The 20,406-nt window shown below is 69.2% G+C and carries 19 protein-coding genes; 14 read left to right on the top strand and 5 right to left on the bottom strand.

Annotation, left to right across the window (positions count from 1 at the left end; genetic code table 11):
- Nucleotides 1–23: 23 nt before the first annotated feature.
- Nucleotides 24–470 (bottom strand): DUF3093 domain-containing protein, encoded by a 447-nt coding sequence (locus tag ABXJ52_RS28215; RefSeq protein ID WP_367045559.1) that lies wholly within the window; start codon nucleotides 468–470, stop codon nucleotides 24–26.
- Nucleotides 471–582: 112 nt separating this feature from the next.
- Between ABXJ52_RS28215 and ABXJ52_RS28220 the strand changes: the two genes are divergently transcribed.
- From ABXJ52_RS28220 to ABXJ52_RS28275, 12 genes are all read left to right on the top strand, one after another.
- Nucleotides 583–1,167, top strand: a complete 585-nt coding sequence (locus ABXJ52_RS28220) for a PaaI family thioesterase (RefSeq protein ID WP_367045561.1) — start codon at nucleotides 583–585, stop codon at nucleotides 1,165–1,167.
- Complete coding sequence (gene dut / locus ABXJ52_RS28225; protein ID WP_367045563.1) at nucleotides 1,164–1,700, top strand: dUTP diphosphatase; 537 nt, start codon at nucleotides 1,164–1,166, stop codon at nucleotides 1,698–1,700. Before ABXJ52_RS28220 ends, dut begins: the two co-directional genes overlap by 4 nt.
- Nucleotide 1,701: 1 nt before the next feature.
- The gene (locus ABXJ52_RS28230; RefSeq protein WP_367045566.1) at nucleotides 1,702–2,469 is read left to right on the top strand and encodes a DUF3710 domain-containing protein; all 768 of its coding nucleotides are present in this window, start codon (nucleotides 1,702–1,704) and stop codon (nucleotides 2,467–2,469) included.
- Nucleotides 2,470–2,770: 301 nt separating this feature from the next.
- Nucleotides 2,771–2,860, top strand: coding sequence for a K(+)-transporting ATPase subunit F (gene kdpF / locus ABXJ52_RS28235; protein ID WP_367045567.1), 90 nt, complete (start codon nucleotides 2,771–2,773; stop codon nucleotides 2,858–2,860).
- A 6-nt stretch (nucleotides 2,861–2,866) separates the two neighbouring features.
- Entirely contained in the window at nucleotides 2,867–4,531 is a 1,665-nt protein-coding gene (kdpA, locus tag ABXJ52_RS28240) for a potassium-transporting ATPase subunit KdpA (protein ID WP_367045568.1), read from the top strand.
- A gap of 89 nt (nucleotides 4,532–4,620) precedes the next feature.
- Nucleotides 4,621–6,735, top strand: coding sequence for a potassium-transporting ATPase subunit KdpB (gene kdpB / locus ABXJ52_RS28245; protein ID WP_367049328.1), 2,115 nt, complete (start codon nucleotides 4,621–4,623; stop codon nucleotides 6,733–6,735).
- Between the two features lie 23 nt (nucleotides 6,736–6,758).
- Entirely contained in the window at nucleotides 6,759–7,439 is a 681-nt protein-coding gene (locus ABXJ52_RS28250; protein WP_367049330.1) for a potassium-transporting ATPase subunit C, read from the top strand.
- 227 nt (nucleotides 7,440–7,666) lie between these two features.
- Nucleotides 7,667–8,893, top strand: a complete 1,227-nt coding sequence (locus ABXJ52_RS28255; protein ID WP_367045570.1) for an alginate lyase family protein — start codon at nucleotides 7,667–7,669, stop codon at nucleotides 8,891–8,893.
- A 197-nt stretch (nucleotides 8,894–9,090) separates the two neighbouring features.
- The gene (locus ABXJ52_RS28260; RefSeq protein ID WP_367045572.1) at nucleotides 9,091–11,637 is read left to right on the top strand and encodes a sensor histidine kinase KdpD; all 2,547 of its coding nucleotides are present in this window, start codon (nucleotides 9,091–9,093) and stop codon (nucleotides 11,635–11,637) included.
- A gap of 64 nt (nucleotides 11,638–11,701) precedes the next feature.
- A complete protein-coding gene (locus tag ABXJ52_RS28265; protein ID WP_249592796.1) occupies nucleotides 11,702–12,385 on the top strand; it encodes a response regulator in 684 nt (227 codons plus the stop codon).
- A gap of 89 nt (nucleotides 12,386–12,474) precedes the next feature.
- Nucleotides 12,475–12,873: an OB-fold nucleic acid binding domain-containing protein gene (locus ABXJ52_RS28270; protein ID WP_367045573.1), complete on the top strand. Its 399-nt coding sequence runs from the start codon at nucleotides 12,475–12,477 to the stop codon at nucleotides 12,871–12,873.
- Nucleotides 12,874–12,876: 3 nt separating this feature from the next.
- Nucleotides 12,877–13,617: a DUF3159 domain-containing protein gene (locus ABXJ52_RS28275; RefSeq protein WP_367045575.1), complete on the top strand. Its 741-nt coding sequence runs from the start codon at nucleotides 12,877–12,879 to the stop codon at nucleotides 13,615–13,617.
- 71 nt (nucleotides 13,618–13,688) lie between these two features.
- Here ABXJ52_RS28275 and ABXJ52_RS28280 read toward each other — a convergent pair whose 3' ends face one another.
- The 4 genes from ABXJ52_RS28280 to ABXJ52_RS28295 all read right to left on the bottom strand — a co-directional run bounded on the left by ABXJ52_RS28280 (nucleotide 13,689) and on the right by ABXJ52_RS28295 (nucleotide 15,767).
- The gene (locus tag ABXJ52_RS28280) at nucleotides 13,689–14,366 is read right to left on the bottom strand and encodes a TrkA family potassium uptake protein (RefSeq protein WP_367045577.1); all 678 of its coding nucleotides are present in this window, start codon (nucleotides 14,364–14,366) and stop codon (nucleotides 13,689–13,691) included.
- Nucleotides 14,366–15,034, bottom strand: coding sequence for a TrkA family potassium uptake protein (locus tag ABXJ52_RS28285; RefSeq protein WP_367045579.1), 669 nt, complete (start codon nucleotides 15,032–15,034; stop codon nucleotides 14,366–14,368). Before ABXJ52_RS28285 ends, ABXJ52_RS28280 begins: the two co-directional genes overlap by 1 nt.
- A gap of 164 nt (nucleotides 15,035–15,198) precedes the next feature.
- Nucleotides 15,199–15,438: a hypothetical protein gene (locus ABXJ52_RS28290; protein WP_367045581.1), complete on the bottom strand. Its 240-nt coding sequence runs from the start codon at nucleotides 15,436–15,438 to the stop codon at nucleotides 15,199–15,201.
- Complete coding sequence (locus ABXJ52_RS28295; RefSeq protein ID WP_367045583.1) at nucleotides 15,438–15,767, bottom strand: winged helix-turn-helix domain-containing protein; 330 nt, start codon at nucleotides 15,765–15,767, stop codon at nucleotides 15,438–15,440. Before ABXJ52_RS28295 ends, ABXJ52_RS28290 begins: the two co-directional genes overlap by 1 nt.
- 206 nt (nucleotides 15,768–15,973) lie before the next feature.
- Here ABXJ52_RS28295 and ABXJ52_RS28300 point away from each other — a divergent pair, with 206 nt between their 5' ends.
- Together ABXJ52_RS28300 and ABXJ52_RS28305 are read left to right on the top strand one after the other, a co-directional pair.
- Nucleotides 15,974–18,250 carry an MMPL family transporter gene (locus ABXJ52_RS28300; RefSeq protein ID WP_367045584.1) on the top strand — a complete coding sequence of 759 codons (2,277 nt, stop codon included), beginning with the start codon at nucleotides 15,974–15,976 and terminating at the stop codon, nucleotides 18,248–18,250.
- 61 nt (nucleotides 18,251–18,311) lie between these two features.
- The gene (locus ABXJ52_RS28305; protein ID WP_367045585.1) at nucleotides 18,312–20,375 is read left to right on the top strand and encodes an APC family permease; all 2,064 of its coding nucleotides are present in this window, start codon (nucleotides 18,312–18,314) and stop codon (nucleotides 20,373–20,375) included.
- Nucleotides 20,376–20,406: the final 31 nt, after the last annotated feature.

The raw sequence follows: 20,406 nt of genomic DNA on the forward strand, positions 1-20,406 counted from the left end.
CGCACGCCCCCGACGAACAGTCCTTACGAAGCCCGCACCGCCGTCAGCGCCGCCGCGAGCGCCTCGGGGTGCCGCGTCGACACGTACACGTACGGAGTCGGGTCCTGCGGGTCCGTGATCTCGACGCGCAGCGCCGTGGGGATATAGGCGCGCAGCAGCATGAAGGCGCGCGGGTCGGCCTTCGGGCCGCGCCAGGCGCGCGCCTCCTCGGCGTCGAGTACCACCGGCTCGCCCAGGGCGGAGACCGGGATCTTCGCGTCGCCCGCGACGAGCGAGCCCGCCACCACGCGGATCCGGGGGGAGCCGTACGAGCTGGTGACGACCGCGGCGACCGCCGTCCCGGCGACCAGGCCGCCGAGCAGGGGCAGAGTGCCGAAGGGCACCATGATGAGCGCTGTCGCGACACCGACCAGGAGCGAGACGAGCCACCAGGAACGGGGCGCCGTCAGGCGTTCTTCGTAAGGCTGCATACGAGCAAGCTTGGCACGATGAGCTGAGTCGGCAGGGTTCGGGGCAGTCTGCGCGCAGCGCTGTCAGGCAGGGCGGCGGTGGGAGACGGGCGGGCGGGTAAGGTCTGCGCCTGTGAGTGGTACTTCAGCAGCTCTGACGCCCCCGGCCGACGCAATAGCGCCCGTCCGCCACCCCGACGCGCCCGCCCCTGGCGAGCTCATCGGAGCCCACTACGAGCACTGTTTCGGCTGCGGCGAAGGGCAGGCCCACGGGCTGCACCTCGCGGCGTACGCCGGTGAAGGTGTGGGCGTCACCGCCGAGTTCACCGTCCGGGAGGCCCACCAGGGTGCTCCGGGTCTCGCGCACGGCGGAGTGCTCGCCACCGCGCTCGACGAGACGCTCGGCTCGCTGAACTGGCTGCTGCGGGTGATCGCCGTGACCGGTCGGCTCGAGACCGACTTCGTACGGCCCGTGCCGCTGGGCACCGTGCTCTTCCTCGAGGCCGAGGTGACCGCCGTCTCCGGACGGAAGATCTACTCCCGGGCCACCGGGCGGATCGGCGGCCCCGAGGGGCCCGTCGCCGTCCGTGCCACGGCCCTGTTCATCGAGGTCAAGGTCGACCACTTCATCGAGAACGGCCGCCCGGAGGAGATCCGGGCCGCCATGGACGACCCGGACCAGATCCGCCGCGCACGTGCCTTCGAGGTGAACCCGTGACCCCCGTACCCCGCCCGGAGCTCGACGTCCTGATCCGTCGCGTCGACTCCGAGGTACCACTGCCCTCGTACGCGCAGCCCGGCGACGCCGGAGCGGATCTGCGGACCACCGAAGCGTGCGAACTCGCCCCGGGCGAGCGGACGGTACTGCCCACGGGGGTGTCTGTCGCGCTGCCGGAGGGGTACGCGGCCTTCGTGCACCCGCGGTCCGGTCTCGCCGCCCGCTGCGGTGTCGCCCTGGTGAATGCCCCAGGGACGGTGGATGCCGGGTACCGTGGAGAGATCAAGGTGATCGTGGTGAATCTCGACCCGCGCGAGCGCGTGCGGTTCGAGCGCTTCGACCGGATTGCCCAACTGGTCGTCCAGCAGGTCGAGAAGGTGCGCTTCCACGAGGTGGCGGAGCTTCCCGACTCGGCGCGGGCCGAGGGGGGCTTCGGGTCCACCGGCGGCCATGCCGCCGTGGGCGCCGGCTCGGGTGAAAACACGGGTGGGAATCGATACGCATCGGTCGTATCTGACCGGGAAGGACAGTGACGTGTTCGGACGTCGCAAGAAGGACAGTGCCGCCGAGGACGCGGCGGGCGAGGCCGAGCAGGTCGTCGACGACTCCGACGCTGCGGACAGTGATGACGCGGCGCGGTCGCGCGTGAGGCTCGAGCCCGAGCCCCGCCCCGACGGTCCCTGGGACGTCTCGGAGGTCCGGGAGCCCGGTGAGGGCCGCGTGGACCTCGGTGGCCTCTTCGTACCGGGTGTCGAGGGCATGGAGCTGCGCGTGGAGGTCGCCGGTGACGCGATCGTCGCCGCGACCGTCGTGCTCCAGGACAGCGCCATCCAGCTGCAGGGCTTCGCCGCCCCCAAGAAGCAGGGCATCTGGGGCGAGGTCCGCGAGGAGATCGCCTCGGGCATCACGCAGCAGGGCGGTGTCATCGACGAGGTCGAGGGCCCCCTCGGCTGGGAGCTGCGCGCGCAGGTGCCGGTGCAGCTGCCGGACGGCACGGGCGGGGTGCAGGTCGTGCGCTTCATCGGCGTCGACGGCCCGCGCTGGTTCCTGCGCGGGGTCATCTCCGGCCAGGGCGCGGTTCAGCCGCAGGCCGCCGGGCTCCTGGAGCAGATCTTCCGGGACACCGTCATCGTGCGCGGCGACGGCCCGATGGCGCCTCGTGACCCGATCGTCCTGAAGCTGCCGGACGACGCACAGATGGTCGCCGAGGGCGGTGTCCAGCAGGAGCAGCAGGAGGGCTCGCGCTTCTCCGGCGGCATGGGCCAGCTCCAGCGGGGCCCCGAGATCACCGAGGTGCGCTAGCGCCTGACGTACGGGCCGATGGGCCGCATTCCCTGACGGGAGTGCGGCCCATCGGCGTTTTCGCAGGTGAGAGCGGTAGAGCGACGGCAGACGTAAGAGAGTCGTCAACGGAGTGCCAACGGCCGTAAGGGAGCCGTCAACGGCGGTCGTTTCCGGCCATACAGGGGGTTTGCTCAAGAGGTCAGATCAAGCGCATCTCATCTCTCATCTAGGAGCACACGATGGCCGACGTGGCCTTCGTCGTCACCACGATCGCGGTCTTCGCGCTGGTGGCGTTCATCGCCAAGGGGGTGGCGAAGCTGTGACTGCCGAGAACATCGTCGGTCTCGTCGTGGCCGTATCCCTGCTGGGCTATCTCGTCCTCGCTCTCGTGTTCCCGGAGAGGTTCTGAGTACGGATGAGCCCTGTTCTAGCTGGTGTGCTCCAGTTCCTCGCGCTGATCGTGGCGCTCGCCCTGGCATACCGTCCGCTCGGCGACCATATGGCCAAGGTCTACTCCTCCGACAAGCACCTGCGCGTGGAGAAGTGGATCTACAAGGGCATCGGCGCCAATTTGAACGCCGAGATGCGCTGGCCCGCCTATTTGCGCGGTGTGCTCGCCTTCTCCGCCGTGAGCGTGCTGTTCCTGTATTTGCTGCAGCGGCTCCAGGGCTCGCTGCCCGGGTCGCTCGGCTTCAAGGCCATCGACCCCGACCAGGCCTTCAACACCGCCGCGTCGTTCGTGGCGAACACCAACTGGCAGTCGTACTACGGCGAGCAGGCCATGGGCCATGTCGTACAGACCGGTGGCCTCGCGGTGCAGAACTTCGTGTCCGCGGCCGTGGGCATCGCCGTCGCGGTGGCCCTGGTGCGGGGCTTCGCCCGGTCGCGGACGGGGGAGTTGGGGAACTTCTGGGCCGACCTGGTGCGCGGTGTCGTACGCATCCTGATTCCGATCTCGGTGATCGGCGCCCTCGTCCTCGTCGCCTGTGGCGCGATACAGAACTTCTCCGGCATCCACGGGGTCGGCCAGTTCCTGGGCGGCAGCCAGGAGTGGAACGGCGGGGCGGTGGCCTCGCAGGAGGTCATCAAGGAGCTGGGCACCAACGGAGGCGGTTACTTCAACGCCAACTCCGCCCACCCCTTCGAGAATCCGAACGGCCTCTCCAACCTCTTCGAGGTCTTCCTGATCCTGGTGATCCCGTTCGCGATCACGCGGACCTTCGGGCGGATGGTCGGTTCCCTCAGGCAGGGGTACGCGATCCTCGCCACGATGGTGACCATCTGGGTCGGGTTCACCGCGCTGATGATGTGGACGGAGTTCCACCACGGGGGCCCCGCCTTCGACATCGCGGGCGGCGCGATGGAGGGCAAGGAGACGCGGTTCGGGATAGCCGGTTCGGCGATCTTCTCGGTCGCCACGACACTGACTTCGACGGGCGCGGTCAACTCCTTCCACTCCTCCAACACCGGTTTCGGCGGCGGGCTCGATCTCCTCGGCATGCAGTTGGGCGAGATCGCGCCGGGCGGTACGGGATCAGGTCTGTACGGCATGCTGATCATGGCGATCATCGCGGTGTTCATCGCGGGGCTGATGGTGGGCCGTACGCCCGAGTACCTGGGCAAGAAGATCGGCACCCGCGAGATCAAGCTGGCGGCCTGCTACATCCTCGTCACTCCCGCCCTCGTGCTCGGCTTCACGGCGGTGTCGATGGCGCTGCCCACGCCCAAGGACTCGATGCTCAACTCCGGGGCGCACGGCTTCTCGGAGATCCTCTACGCCTACACCTCGGGCGCGAACAACAACGGCTCGGCGTTCGCGGGGCTGAGCGCGGACACGAACTGGTTCAACACCACGATCGGCCTCGCGATGCTGCTCGGCCGGTTCCTGCCGATGGTGTTCGTCCTCGCGCTCGCGGGTTCGCTGGCGGAGCAGAAGCCGGTTCCGGCGACGGCGGGCACTCTGCGTACCGAGAAGCCGCTGTTCACCGGCCTGCTGGTCGGCTCCATCATGATCATCACCGGGCTGACCTACTTCCCGGCGCTCGCCCTCGGGCCGCTGGCCGAAGGGTTGGCGTCATGACCGCCGAGACGAAGAAGCCGAGCGGCACACAGAAGCCGAGCGGCACACAGAAGCCGACCGGCACGAAGAAGCCAGAGGAGCCCGGCTCCATGTCCACCGCTACTCCCACCCGTGCGCCGCACCAGGACGTGCCCGGCGGCCATGAGAGCCATCAGGACGGCGGCCGTGTCGGCGCGGGTCTGTTCGACCCCAAGCAGCTCCTGAAGTCCTTCCCCGACGCCGTGCGGAAGCTCGATCCGCGGGTGATGGTCAAGTCGCCCGTCATGTTCGTGGTGCTCGTCGGCTCGGTGATCACCACCGTCCTCGCGGTCAAGGACCCGGGGGACTGGTTCGGCTGGGCGATCGCGGTCTGGCTCTGGCTGACCACGATCTTCGCCAACCTCGCGGAGGCGGTGGCCGAGGGGCGTGGCAAGGCGCAGGCGGACACGCTGCGCAAGGCCAAGACCGACACGGTCGCGCGCCGCCTGGACGGCACGGCCGAGGAGCAGGTGCCCGGCACCGCGCTGCGCATCGGCGACCTGGTGGTCTGCGAGGCGGGCGACGTGATCCCCGGCGACGGTGACGTCGTCGACGGTGTCGCGAGCGTCGACGAGTCGGCCATCACCGGCGAATCGGCCCCGGTCATCCGGGAGTCGGGCGGCGACAGGTCCGCCGTCACCGGCGGCACGAAGGTTCTCTCCGACCGCATCGTCATCAAGATCACGACGAAGCCCGGAGAGACGTTCATCGACCGCATGATCAACCTGGTCGAGGGCGCGGCCCGGCAGAAGACGCCCAACGAGATCGCGCTCAACATCCTGCTCGCGTCGCTCACCATCGTCTTCCTGCTCGCGGTCGTCACGCTCCAGCCGTTCGCCGTGTACGCCGGTGCCGAGCAGTCCATGATCGTGCTCGCCGCGCTCCTGGTGTGCCTGATCCCGACGACCATCGGCGCGCTGCTCTCCGCGATCGGCATCGCGGGCATGGACCGCCTGGTCCAGCGCAACGTCCTCGCCATGTCCGGACGGGCGGTCGAGGCCGCCGGTGATGTCTCGACGCTGCTGCTCGACAAGACCGGCACCATCACGCTGGGCAACCGTCAGGCCGCCGAGTTCGTGCCCGTGCGCGGGACGACCGAGGCCGAGCTCGCGGATGCCGCCCAGCTCTCGTCGCTGGCCGACGAGACGCCCGAGGGGCGCTCCGTCGTCGTACTGGCGAAGGAGAGGTACGGGCTTCGCGAGCGCCACCAGGGGGAGTTGGAGGGGGCGGAGTGGGTCGCCTTCACCGCGCAGACGCGGATGTCGGGCGTCGACCTCGTCGAGGGCGGCAGCGGACGCAAGGTCCGCAAGGGCGCGACCGGTTCGGTCGTCGCGTGGGTCACCCAGAACGGCGGCACGGTCTCCGCGGACGCCCAGGCCCTGACCGACACGATCTCGCAGGCCGGTGGCACACCGCTCCTCGTCGCCGCCCAGGACGACGAGGGGGCGCGGGTCCTCGGCGTCATCCACCTCAAGGACGTCGTCAAGGACGGCATGCGTGAACGGTTCGACGAGCTGCGGCGCATGGGCATCAAGACGGTCATGATCACGGGTGACAACCCGCTGACCGCCAAGGCGATCGCGGACGAGGCGGGCGTGGACGACTTCCTCGCCGAGGCCACGCCCGAGGACAAGATGGCGCTGATCAAGCGGGAGCAGGCCGGCGGCAAGCTCGTCGCGATGACCGGTGACGGCACGAACGACGCGCCCGCCCTCGCGCAGGCCGACGTCGGCGTGGCCATGAACACCGGGACCTCGGCCGCCAAGGAGGCCGGGAACATGGTGGACCTGGACTCCAACCCCACCAAGCTCATCGAGATCGTCGAGATCGGCAAGCAACTCCTGATCACCCGGGGCGCGTTGACGACCTTCTCGATCGCCAACGACGTCGCGAAGTACTTCGCGATCATCCCCGCGATGTTCGCTGTGGTGTATCCCGGTCTCGACAAGCTCAACATCATGGGCCTGTCGTCGCCGGAGTCGGCCATCCTGTCGGCCGTCGTCTTCAACGCGCTGATCATCGTCGCCCTGGTGCCGCTGGCCCTGAAGGGCGTGCGCTACCGGCCCATGAGCGCGGACCGGATGCTGCGGCGCAACCTCGGCATCTACGGCCTCGGCGGCCTCGTCGCCCCGTTCATCGGCATCAAGATCATCGACATGGTGATCTCCCTCATCCCCGGGCTTTAGCTCCTGAAAGCGTGCTGATCGTCATGAACAACTCCGTCGGAAGTACGGCACGGCTGCTGGGCGCGGGCCTGCGTGCCCTGCTGGTGCTGACCGTGGTCTGCGGTGTCATCTATCCGCTCGCCGTCACCGGGATCGCCCAGGGCCTGTTCAGCGACAAGGCCAACGGTTCCGAGATCCGCAGCGAGGGCAAGGTCGTCGGCTCCGAGCTCATCGGGCAGACGTACGACCTGCCGCTGAAGAAGGGCCAGGAGGCCGCCGAGCCCGACCTGAAGTGGTTCCAGCCCCGGCCCTCCAACGGCCTCGGCTCCAACCAGGACGCGGGGGTGAACACCCAGTACGACCTGATCCTTTCGGGTGCGACGAACCTGTCCGGTGACAGCAAGGACCTGATCGCGAACGTCAAGGCCGCCAAGGCGGCCGTCGTCAAGGACAACTCCACGCCCGGCTTCAAGGTCAGGCCGTCGGACGTGCCGGCCGAGGCCGTCACCTCGTCCGGCTCGGGCCTGGACCCGCACATCTCACCGGAGTACGCGCGGCTCCAGGCGCACCGGGTGGCCGAGAAGAACGGCCTCGCCGTGAACAAGGTCGAGGAGCTGGTCGCCGAGCACACGGACGGGCGGATCCTCGGCTTCGTGGGCGAGCCCCGCGTCAACGTCCTCCAGCTCAACATCGCGCTGAGGGAGCTTGTCGCCGACAGGAGCTGAGGCGTACTCACCTCACGGGCTGCCCGGGGCGGTCCGGTCCTCGCGACCGGGCCGCCCCGGGCAGCTCTGGTTCACGTTTCTGAATCCGACCGGTCGGCTGCGGCTGTCGCGCGACTGCGCCGGGCGCACGTCTTGACGGCAGCATGGTCCGTACCTATGGTCTCGGCCCAACACGCATGTTCAGAAAGGCACTTGAAGTTCACATACGAGAATGGATGGCCCTTCGCATGGCTGACACCCCCACACCCGTGCGCCACCACCGCAGACCCCGCACGGCAGTCCTCGCGACCCTCGCCTCCGTGGTGACCGCACTGGTCGCCGCCCTCCTGGCCTGGCCCGGCGCCGAGCGCGCCGACGCCGCGCCCGCCGATTTCGTCCACCCCGGAGTCACCGTCTCCCGCGGACAGCTCGACTTCACCAGGGAGAAGGTCAACGCCGGCGCCCAGCCCTGGAAGGGCGCCTACGACCAGATGATGGGAAGCAAGTACGCCTCCCTCTCGCGCACGCCCAAGCCCCGCGCGGTCGTCGAGTGCGGTTCCTACTCGGACCCCAACTACGGGTGCACGGACGAGCGCGAGGACGCGATAGCCGCGTACACCACAGCCCTCGCCTGGTACATCACCCGTGACGACCGCTACGCGAAGAAGTCCATCGAGCTGATGGACGCCTGGTCCGGCACCATCAAGGACCACACCAACAGCAACGCCCCCTTGCAGACCGGCTGGGCGGGCTCGTCCTGGCCCAGGGCCGCCGAGATCATCAAGCACACGTACACCGGCGGTTGGAACAACTCGGGCCGCTTCGCGACGATGCTGCGCACCGTCTACCTGCCCGAGATCATCAACGGCTCCAACTCCAACGGCAACTGGGAGCTGTCGATGATGGAGGCCGCCATCGGCATCTCCGTCTTCATCGAGGACAAGGGGTCGTACGACAAGGCGATGGCGAAGTTCCGCACGCGCACCGCCGCCTACGTCTATCTCGCCTCCGACGGCGACCTGCCCAAGACCGTGCCCAGCCAGAACCTCGACACCCGCGCGAAGATCGTCAAGTACTGGCAGGGGCAGGGCACCTTCACCACCGGGCTCACCCAGGAAACGTGCCGCGACTTCACCCACACCGGATACGGGCTCTCCGCGATCTCCCACGTCGCCGAGACCAGCCGCATCCAGGGCGACGACCTCTACAAGACGGACGTCGGCGAGCGGCTGCGCCAGGGCCTCGGGTTCCAGGCCAAGTACGAACTGGGCGAGGCCCCGCCCAGCTCGCTGTGCGGCGGCTCGGTCCACCGGGGCCTCGGACCGGTCACCGAGGTCGGCTACAACGCGCTGCACAACCGCCTCGGCCACGCCATGACCAACACCCAGAAGCTCACCGAGGAGCAGCGCCCCGCGGGTAGCAACAACCTCTTCGTCGCCTGGGAGACCCTGACCCACGCGAACAACCCCGGCTGAGCCGGTCCTTGTGGGGCCGGGCGTGCCATGACCTCACTGGCGCCCGGCCCCACAGGACCGCACTCAGGGTCGCGCCACCCGCCACATCAGGGTTGCGTCAAAGAGCACGCGTGGGCGCCCCTTCGTCCCCTATGCGCGATTTGTTGGCCGTAAGGTCGACGCTGCGTACACAGCAGTTTCGGGAAGACAATGGGGCCATGGCACGCGGCAAGCTTCGGATATACCTCGGTTCGGCACCGGGCGTCGGCAAGACGTACGCGATGCTGTCCGAGGCGCACCGCCGCATCGAGCGCGGCACCGACTGCGTGGTCGCCTTCGTGGAGCACCACGACAGGCCGCGCACCGAGGTGATGCTGCACGGCCTGGAGCAGGTGCCCCGCAAACAGCTGGACCACCGTGGCGGCCGCTTCACCGAGATGGACGTCGACGCCGTCCTGGAGCGCGCGCCCGCCGTCGCCCTCGTGGACGAACTGGCGCACACGAACATCCCCGGCTCGCGCAACGCCAAGCGCTGGCAGGACGTGGAGGAGCTCCTCGCCGCGGGCATCGACGTCGTCTCGACCGTGAACATCCAGCACCTGGAGTCCCTCGGCGACGTCGTCGAGTCGATCACCGGCGTGCGCCAGCGCGAGACCGTGCCGGACGAGGTGGTGCGGCGCGCGGACCAGATCGAGCTCGTCGACATGTCGCCACAGGCACTGCGCCGCCGCATGGCCCACGGCAACATCTACAAGCCCGACCGGGTCGACGCGGCCCTGTCCAACTACTTCCGGCCCGGCAACCTCACCGCCCTGCGCGAGCTCGCGCTGCTCTGGGTCGCCGACCGGGTCGACGAGTACCTCCAGCAGTACCGCGGCGAGCACGGCATCCGCTCCACCTGGCAGGCCCGTGAACGCATCGCCGTCGGCCTCACCGGCGGCCCCGAGGGCCGCACGCTGATCCGCCGCGCCTCGCGCATGGCGGCCAAGGGCTCCGGCAGCGAGATCCTCGCCGTCTACATCGCCCGCAGCGACGGCCTGACCGCGGCGTCGCCCAAGGAGCTCGCGGTCCAGCGCACCCTGGTGGAGGACCTGGGCGGCACCTTCCACCACGTCATCGGCGACGACATACCCGCCGCGCTGCTCGACTTCGCCCGCGGCGTCAACGCCACCCAGATCGTCCTCGGCTCCTCGCGCCGCAAGACCTGGCAGTACGTCTTCGGGCCCGGCGTCGGCGCGACGGTGGCCCGCGAATCGGGCCCCGACCTGGACGTCCACATCGTCACGCACGACGAGGTCGCCAAGGGCCGCGGTCTGCCCGTGACGCGCGGGGCACGGCTCGGCAGGTCCCGGAGCATCTGGGGCTGGCTGGTGGGCGTGGGCGGCCCGGCGCTCCTGACGCTGCTCCTCACCCATGTCGACGCGGACCTGGGTCTCGCCAACGACATGCTGCTGTTCCTGACGCTCACCGTCGCCGCCGCCCTGCTCGGCGGTCTCCTGCCGGCCCTGGCCTCGGCGGCGTTCGGCTCGCTGCTCCTGAACTACTACTTCGCGCCGCCGACGCACCTGTGGACGATCTCCGACTCCAAGAACATCGTCGCGATCATCGTCTTCGTGGGCGTCGCGATCTCCGTCGCCTCCGTCGTGGACCTCGCCGCCCGCCGCACCCACCAGGCCGCGAGACTGCGCGCGGAGTCGGAGATACTCTCCTTCCTCGCCGGGAGCGTGCTGCGCGGCGAGACCAGCCTGGACGCCCTCCTGGAGCGCGTACGCGAGACCTTCAGCATGGACTCGGTGGCGCTCCTGGAGCGCGCGAGCGACGTGGCCCCCTGGACCTGCGCGGGCCGGGTCGGCGAGGGGCGCACGCTGGAGCGCCCCGAGGACGCGGACGTGGACATGCCCGTCGGCGACCACATGGCGCTCGCCCTGTCCGGCCGGGTGCTGCCCGCCGAGGACCGCAGGGTGCTCGCCGCGTTCGCCGCACAGGCCGTCGTGGTCCTCGACCGCCGGCGCCTCCAGGACGAGGCACAGCAGGCCCGCACCCTCGCCGAGGGCAACCGCATCCGCACCGCATTGCTCGCCGCCGTCAGCCATGACCTGCGTACGCCCCTCGCGGGCATCAAGGCCGCCGTCTCCTCTCTGCGCTCCGACGACGTGGCGTGGTCCGAGGAGGACCAGGCCGAGCTCCTCGAAGGCATCGAGGACGGCGCCGACCGCCTGGACCACCTGGTCGGCAACCTCCTGGACATGTCCCGCCTGCAGACCGGCACGGTCACCCCGCTGATCCGCGCGATCGACCTCGACGAGGTCGTCCCCATGGCACTCGGCGGCGTCCCCGACGGCAGCGCGGACCTCGACATCCCCGAGACGCTGCCCATGGTCTCCGTGGACAAGGGCCTCCTCGAACGCGCCGTCGCCAACATCGTCGAGAACGCCGTCAAGTACAGCCTCGACGCCGAACCGGTCCTGGTCTCCGCGAGCGCGCTCGGCGACCGCGTCGAACTGCGCGTCGTGGACCGCGGGCCGGGTGTCCCGGACGCGGCCAAGGACCGCATCTTCGAGCCCTTCCAGCGCTACGGCGACGCTCCGCGCGGCGCGGGCGTGGGCCTCGGCCTCGCGGTCGCCCGTGGCTTCGTCGAGTCCATGGGCGGCACGCTGGAGGCCGAGGACACCCCCGGCGGCGGCCTCACCATGGTCCTCACCCTGCGGGCGGCGGCGGGCGGACCGCCGGCCCTGCCCGACCTCTCCGCACAGGCAGCCTCATGACCGCCGAGACGGCCACATGACCGCCGAGATGGCCACAACCGACAAGCCCGAAAGGCAGGTACGCATGACCCGGGTGCTCGTGGTCGACGACGAGCCGCAGATCGTACGCGCCCTCGTCATCAACCTGAAGGCGCGCAAGTACGACGTGGACGCGGCCCCCGACGGAGCCACGGCGCTCCAGCTCGCCGCCGCCCGCCACCCCGACGTGATCGTGCTCGACCTCGGTCTGCCCGACATGGACGGGGTCGAGGTCATCAGGGGCCTGCGCGGCTGGACGCGCGTCCCGATCCTGGTGCTCTCCGCGCGGCACAGCTCGGACGAGAAGGTCGAGGCGCTCGACGCGGGCGCCGACGACTACGTCACCAAGCCCTTCGGCATGGACGAGCTGCTCGCCCGGCTGCGGGCCTCCATCCGCAGAGCCGAGCCCACCGGAGCGGGCGAGGACGACGTCATGGTGGACACGGAGGACTTCACGGTCGACCTGGCCGCCAAGAAGGTCAACCGCGACGGACGCGACGTGCGCCTGACGCCCACGGAGTGGCATCTCCTCGAAGTCCTGGTGCGCAACACCGGCCGCCTGGTCAGCCAGAAGCAGCTGCTCCAGGAGGTCTGGGGCCCTTCGTACGGTACGGAGACGAACTACCTGCGCGTCTACATGGCGCAGCTGCGCCGCAAGCTGGAGGCGGACCCCGCGCATCCGCGGCACTTCATCACCGAGCCGGGAATGGGTTACAGGTTCGAGCGATGAGTCAAGGGTCAAGGCGGGGCTGAGCGGGCATAAGCACAGATGAGCGCACCCATTGCGGCGCTGTCGGCGACCCCCGGTACGCTTCCTGTATGAGTGCTGTTCCTGGTTCCGAGAAGCCGGCAGGCCGTTTCCGGCGCATGCTCGACCGGCTGTCCTCCTCCCAGGAGGATCTGGAGTCGGAGGAGCTGCGCGAGGATGCCGAGACGGCTGGATGCACCCGTATCGGAGACTGCCAGGACCGCCAGATAGTCACGGTTACTGGTACCTTGCGCACGGTCACTCTGCGACCACGCGCCGGCGTTCCCGCCCTGGAGGCGGAGCTGTTCGACGGCTCCGCGGCACTGGACGTGGTGTGGCTCGGCAGGCGCTCCATCGTGGGGATCGAGCCGGGGCGCAGGCTGATCGCGTCCGGCCGGGTCTCGATGAGCCGCGGCCGCCGGGTGCTCTTCAACCCGAAATACGAACTCAGACCCCTCGGACGGGAGTAGCCGGTGACGTCCCTCGACAAGCCGACGGACCAAGGAAGCACGGATCAGGAAGCCGATTCCAGGGCCGTGACCGAGGCCGCGCTCTTCGAGGCCTTCGGCGGCGTGCGGGGCATGGTGGAGACCGTCGTTCCCGGCCTCCTCTTCGTGACGATCTTCACGATCAACAAGGACCTGCACATGTCGGCCATCGCGGCCCTCGCGGTGTCCCTGGTGCTCGTGGCGGTCCGCCTGGTCATGAAGGACACCGTCAAGCACGCCTTCAGCGGCGTCTTCGGTGTCGCCTTCGGCGTGGTCTTCGCGATGATGACCGGCAACGCCAAGGACTTCTATCTGCCGGGCATGCTCTACACCCTGGGCCTGGCCCTCGCCTACATCATCACGGCCATGGCGGGCGTCCCGCTGATCGGCCTGATCCTCGGCCCGGTCTTCAAGGAGAACCTCTCCTGGCGGACCCGCAACCCTGGCCGCAAGAAGGCGTACACCAAGGCAAGTTGGGCCTGGGGCCTGATCCTGCTCGCCAAGTGCGCGATCCTCTTCCCGCTCTACTGGTGGGCGGACACCACCCAGTTCGGCTGGGTCCTGATCGCCCTGAAGATCCCGCCCTTCCTGCTGGCCGTCTGGCTGACCTGGGTCTTCCTCGCGAAGGCGCCGCCGCCGATTGACGTGTTCGCTGAGATGGAGGCCGCGGAGAAGGCGGAGAAGGCCGAGAAGGAGCGCAAGGCCGCCGCCAGGGGCGACGTCTAGCAGTCACGTCAGAAGGGGGGCGCCCGGGATATCCCGGGCGCCCCCCTTCCGCGTACAAGCAAGCGAAGCGACTAGCTCGCCGCCTCTTCCTTGCGCACCGACAGCAGGTCCTCCAGCTGCTCCTCGCGAGCCTGCGCCGCGACGAACAACAGCTCGTCCCCCGCTTCGAGGGAGTCGTCCGCGGTCGGCGCGAGAACGCGCGTACCGCGGATGATCGTCACCAGCGAGGTGTCCTCGGGCCACTGGACGTCACCGACCGTCGTGCCCGCGAGGGCCGACTCGGGCGGCAGGGTCAGCTCGACGAGGTTCGCGTCACCGTGACTGAAGCGCAGCAGACGTACGAGATCACCGACGCTCACCGCCTCCTCGACGAGCGCGGACATCAGGCGTGGGGTCGAGACCGCGACGTCGACGCCCCAGGACTCGTTGAAGAGCCATTCGTTCTTCGGGTTGTTCACGCGGGCGACGACCCGCGGGACGCCGTACTCGGTCTTCGCGAGCAGCGAGACGACGAGGTTCACCTTGTCGTCGCCGGTCGCGGCGATCACCACGTTGCAGCGCTGGAGCGCCGCCTCGTCGAGCGAGGTGATCTCGCAGGCGTCGGCGAGCAGCCACTCGGCCTGCGGGACGCGCTCCACCGAGATGGCGGTCGGCGCCTTGTCGATGAGCAGAATCTCGTGCCCGTTCTCCAGGAGCTCACCGGCGATGGAACGTCCCACCGCGCCTGCTCCGGCAATGGCGACCCTCATCAGTGACCGCCTTCCTCGGGGCCTTCGGCGAACGCCGCTTCGACCTTCTCGACCTCGTCGGTGCGCATCATCACGTGCACCAGGTCGCCCTCCTGGAGCACCGTCTGCGAGGTCGGAAGGACCGCCTCGCCCAGCCGGGTGAGGAAGGCCACGCGGACGCCGGTCTCCTCCTGCAGCTCACTGATCTTGTGGCCGATCCAGGACGCGGAAGCGTGCACCTCGGCGAGCTGTACGCCGCCGGTGGGGTCGCGCCACAGCGGCTCGGCCCCGGAGGGCAGCAGCCTGCGCAGCATCTGGTCGGCGGTCCAGCGGACCGTGGCGACGGTGGGGATGCCCAGGCGCTGGTAGACCTCGGCGCGGCGCGGGTCGTAGATGCGGGCGGCGACGTTCTCGATGCCGAACATCTCGCGGGCCACGCGGGCGGCGATGATGTTCGAGTTGTCGCCGCTGCTGACCGCGGCGAAGGCGCCCGCCTCCTCGACGCCGGCCTCGCGCAGGGTGTCCTGGTCGAAGCCGATGCCGGTGACGCGACGGCCGCCGAAGCCGGAGCCCAGACGGCGGAAGGCGGTGGGGTCCTGGTCGATCACGGCGACCGTGTGCCCCTGTTGTTCCAGGGTCTGCGCGAGAGCGGATCCGACTCTCCCGCAGCCCATGATGACGATGTGCACGCCCGTCCTTCCGGCTGTGTCAATACTTTTTGCTCAGGCTGAACGGTAAAAGCGTCTCAGACCGACGCCCAAGCTACACACGCACGGTCCGCGGAGGGCACCCCCGTGCACCTGCCGGTGCTCACCGATGCGGTGCGGGGTTTCCGGGGCGAGGGCCGGTCGGGTCAGTCCACGCTGCGCAGCAGGCCCTCGACGTTCTTGAGCCGGTAGCTGAGCTCGACGAGCTGCAGCCGCGCCGCCTCCTGCTCGGACCTGGCGTGCTCGACGGCCTCGCGGTACTGCTCCATCGCCTCGGCCCACTGGCGGTCGCGCTCGCGGTTGCGCTGCGACTGGAAATAGGCGACCGCCACGATCGCGCCGGCGAGTATCAGGAAGAAGGCGACCGGGATGATCACGTCGTCCATTAAGACCCCTCAGGTGAGTGCTGTTCGTCCCCGTCCGCCGCGTCCTGCCGGACGGCCGCGAGGATCGTGTCCACGTTCAATCGCACGTCGAACGGCGCCAGTTCGAAGTACTTGAGTGCCTTGCCGTCGTCGGAGAGCTCCAGGCGGCCGACGACGAGACCGGCCTTCTCCAGACGGTCGAGGTGCATGTAGAGCAAGGGCCGTGAGACGCCGAGCCGCCGCGCCAGTTCGCTGACGTACAGCTGCCCCGGGGCGAGCTCGGTGATGATCCGGATCCGCTGGGCGTGGCCGACGGCGGAGAGAACGGCGAGCAGCTCTTCGCTGTCCATGGCCCGCCTTCTCGCTGGTCTTCTCGCGGTCTTCCCGCTGGTCCCGAAACCTGTCAGCCAAGGCTTACGTATGGCGGGTTCCACTGTCAATCCGCCTTATCGCGCTCCCGAATGACAGTTGACAGGCTCGTTCCTTCACCTGTCAGTCTCCACTTACACATGAAGGACTGAGTGAGCCGGGGGCTCGTGAAGGGGCGGGGATGGTCATGAGGAAGCGATCGGTCACGGTGCGCGTGGCCCGATGGAGCGCGCTGCATCCAGGGCGCGCGGTCGTCGGCTGGCTGGTGTTCGTGGTGCTCTGCCTGGGGGGCGGCATCGCCGCCGGCATGAACAGCGCGACCTCGGAGGACTTCCGTGTCGGTGAGGCGGGCCGCGCCGAGGCCCTGGCCACCGAGGGCGGCGTCCAGCTGCGGCCCACGGAACAGGTGCTGATCCGCGCCGAGTCGGGACCGCTCGACGAGAAGGCGGCCGCCGCCGCAGTCAAGGACATCACCGCCCGGATGAAGTCGCTGCCGGAGGTCGCGTCGGTGGCGGCCCCGGTGCCGTCGGCGGACGGACGGGTCCTGCGGGTCCAGGTCGAGCTCAACGGCCCCGACCAGGAGGGCAAGAAGAACGTCATCCCGCTCCAGGCCCAGACCGAGAAGGCCCGTCAGGCCCACCCGGACCTGGTGATCGAGGAGACCGGCGCCGCCTCCGTGAGCAAGGGCGTCAACGACCAGCGGGGCGAGGACCTCGCCTTCTCCGAGACGATCACGCTGCCCGTCACGCTGATCACGCTGGCCCTGGTGTTCGGCTCGGTGGTGATGGTCGGCGTACCGCTGCTCCTCGCCATCACCTCGATCATGGCGACCATGGGCCTGGCGATGCTGGCCTCGCACCTGCTGCCCGACACGGGCGTCGGGATGAACATGATCCTGCTCATCGGCATGGCCGTCGGCGTCGACTACACGCTCTTCTACCTCAAGCGCGAACGCGAGGAGCGGGCCCTTGTGGGCGGGCGCCTCACCTCGGAGGCGCTCGTCGAAGCAGCGGCCGCGACCGCCGGCCGCGCGATCGTCGTCTCCGGCCTCGCGGTGATCGTCTCGACCGCCGCACTGTTCCTCGCGGGTGACGTCATCTTCGACTCGCTCGCGACCGGCACCATCCTGGTCGTGGCTGTCGCCGTCATCAGCTCGGTGACCGTGCTCCCCGCCCTGCTGGTCAAACTGGGCAGGCGTACGGAACGCCGGGCGCTGAAGCGGCAGGCGCAGGGCAAGCCGGTGAAGACGTACGGCGAGAAGAAGCCCGGACGGGCCTGGAACGCGCTGCTCGCCCCGGCCCGCAAGCGCCCCGCGCTGACGCTGTGCCTCTCCGTCCTCGTCCTGCTGGGCCTCGCGCTGCCCGCCCTGGACATGGAGCTCAAGGACCCGGCGCGCGACAGCTTCTCGCGCGACATCCCGGCCATACAGGGATACGACCGGCTGCTCGACGCCTTCCCCGAGCAGCGCATCCGGCACCAGGTCGTGGTGCGGGCCGAGGCATCGCAGGCCGGTGAGGTGCGCGACGCGCTGACCGCGCTGGACCGCAGGGCGCAGGACGACCCGCTGTTCTCGCACCCCTCCGGCACTCCGCTCCTGCGCACCTCGGAGGACCGCAGGACCACCACACTGGAGCTCAACGCCCCGCACGCCACGTACTCCGACGAGGCCGTCACCACCCTCGACCACCTGCGCGACGACTACCTCCCCGAGACCGTCGGCAAGCTGCCCGGCGTCGAGACGGCCGTCACCGGCGAGGTGCCGCGCGGCACGGACTATGTGGCGCACCAGAACCAGAAGCTGCCGCTCGTCCTCGGTTTCCTGCTCCTGATGACCTTCGCCATGACGGTCTTCGCGTTCCGCTCGATCGTCCTCGGACTGCTCGGCATCGTGCTCAACCTGCTCTCCGCCGCGTCCGCGCTCGGGCTGCTCGTCCTGGTCTTCCAGGGAAAGTGGGCCGAGGAACTGCTCTCGTTCATCTCGCTCGGCGGGATCTCCTCGCGCGTCCCGCTCTTCCTCTTCGTGATCCTCTTCGGGCTCTCGATGGACTACCAGGTGTTCGTGGTCAGCCGGATCCGGGAGGCCGCCCTGAACGGCGTACCCACCAAGCAGGCCGTCATCGAGGGCATCAGCCAGTCGGCCAAGGTCGTCACCAGCGCCGCGATCGTCATGGTCACCGTCTTCGGGAGCTACGTGATGCTGCACATCCTGGAGATGAAGCAGATGGGCTTCGTCCTCGCCGCGGCCGTCCTGCTCGACGCGTTCGTGATCCGCGTCATGATCCTGCCGGCGGCGCTGCTGCTCCTCGGGCGTGCCACCTGGTGGCCGTCCCGCGCGATCCGCCGCGCCGAGCAGCGGGTGGCCGAGCGGTACGGGGCCCGGGAGGTGCCGCACGCACCGGACAGCGCCGACGGGTCTCCGGTTTCCGGGCACTGGGCGGAGCCCCCGGCGGCGCGTCGTGGCTAACCGGCGCGCTTAGGGGGTGGTGGTTGGGCGGGCACCCAATCGAACGCTTACGATCCTCTGCGTGTCCAAACTGACCGACGTGCCCAAACGGATCCTCATCGGGCGCGCACTGCGCAGCGACCGGCTCGGAGAAACCCTCCTGCCGAAGCGCATCGCTCTACCCGTGTTCGCGTCCGACCCGCTCTCCTCCGTGGCCTATGCGCCGGGGGAAGTGCTCCTTGTCCTCTCGATCGCGGGTGTGTCGGCGTACCACTTCAGCCCCTGGATCGCCGTCGCGGTCGTCGTGCTGATGTTCACCGTCGTCGCGTCGTACCGGCAGAACGTGCACGCCTACCCGAGTGGTGGTGGCGACTACGAGGTCGCCAACACCAACCTCGGCCCCAGGGCCGGGCTGACCGTCGCGAGCGCGCTGCTCGTCGACTACGTCCTGACCGTGGCGGTGTCGATCTCCTCGGGCATCGAGAACCTCGGCTCGGCGATCCCGTTCGTCGTCGAGCACAAGGTGCTCTGCGCGGTCGCCGTCATCGTGCTCCTCACGGTGATGAACCTGCGCGGCGTGAAGGAGTCGGGCAAGCTCTTCGCCATCCCGACGTACGTCTTCGTGGCCGGCGTCTTCATCATGATCGCCTGGGGTGCCTTCCGCGGCATCGTCCTGGACGAGACGATGAAGGCGCCCACCGCGGACTACGAGATCAAGCCCGAGCACGGCGGCCTCGCGGGCTTCGCGCTCGTCTTCCTGCTCCTGCGGGCCTTCTCCTCCGGCTGCGCCGCGCTCACCGGCGTCGAGGCGATCAGCAATGGCGTCCCGGCCTTCCGCAAGCCCAAGAGCAAGAACGCGGCAAGCACCCTCGCCCTGATGGGCGCCCTGGCCGTGACGATGTTCTGCGGCATCATCGCGCTCGCCATGACGACCAAGGTCCGCATGGCCGAGTACCCGGGCAAGGACCTCTTCCACAACGGCGTTCCGGTCGGCGCGGACTATGTGCAGAACCCGGTGATCTCGCAGGTCGCCGAGGCTGTCTTCGGCAACGGCAGCTTCCTGTTCATCGTGCTGGCCGCCGCCACCGCCCTCGTCCTGTTCCTCGCGGCCAACACGGCGTACAACGGCTTCCCGCTGCTCGGCTCGATCCTCGCGCAGGACCGCTACCTGCCGCGCCAGCTGCACACCCGCGGCGACCGGCTCGCCTTCTCCAACGGCATCGTGCTGCTCGCGGGCGCCGCGGCCCTCCTCGTCGTCATCTACGGCGCGGACTCGACCCGGCTGATCCAGCTCTACATCGTCGGCGTCTTCGTCTCCTTCACGCTCAGCCAGATCGGCATGGTCCGGCACTGGAACCGCCATCTGCGCAAGGAGAAGGACCAGGCCAAGCGGCGCCGGATGATCCGCTCGCGGGCGATCAACACCTTCGGTGCCTTCTTCACGGGCATGGTCCTGGTCGTCGTACTCGTCACGAAGTTCACGCACGGCGCGTGGGTCGCCCTGCTCGGCATGTGCATCTTCTACGCGACGATGTCGGCGATCCGCCGCCACTACGACCGCGTGGCCGAGGAGATCGCCGCCCCGGAGACCCCGTCCGACGACAGCGTGCGGCCCTCGCGCGTGCACTCCATCGTCCTGGTCTCCAAGATCCACCGGCCGACGCTGCGCGCTCTGGCCTACGCCAAGCTGATGCGCTCGGACACGCTCGAAGCGCTGAGCATCAACGTCGACCCGGCGGAGACCAAGGCCCTGCGGGCCGAGTGGGAGCGGCGCGGCATCACCGTCCCGCTGAAGATCCTCGACTCGCCCTACCGCGAGATCACGCGGCCGATCATCGAGTACGTCAAGGGCCTGCGCAAGGAGAGCCCGCGCGACGTGGTCAGCGTGATCATCCCGGAGTACGTGGTGGGCCACTGGTACGAGCACCTGCTGCACAACCAGAGCGCGCTCAGGCTCAAGGGCCGCCTGCTGTTCACCCCCGGCGTGATGGTGACATCCGTCCCCTATCAGCTCGACTCCTCCGAGGCCGCGAAGAAGCGGGCCCGCAAGCGGTCGGAGTGGAACGCGCCGGGCGCGGTGCGGCGGGGCCCGGTGGAAAAGCGCCACAAGGAGCCGAGCAACAAGGAGCCGAGCAACAAGGCCTGACCCCTGCTGCTGGTGAGCGGCCGGACCACAC

It is taken from the genome of Streptomyces sp. Je 1-332, assembly GCF_040730185.1.
Taxonomy (GTDB): domain Bacteria; phylum Actinomycetota; class Actinomycetes; order Streptomycetales; family Streptomycetaceae; genus Streptomyces.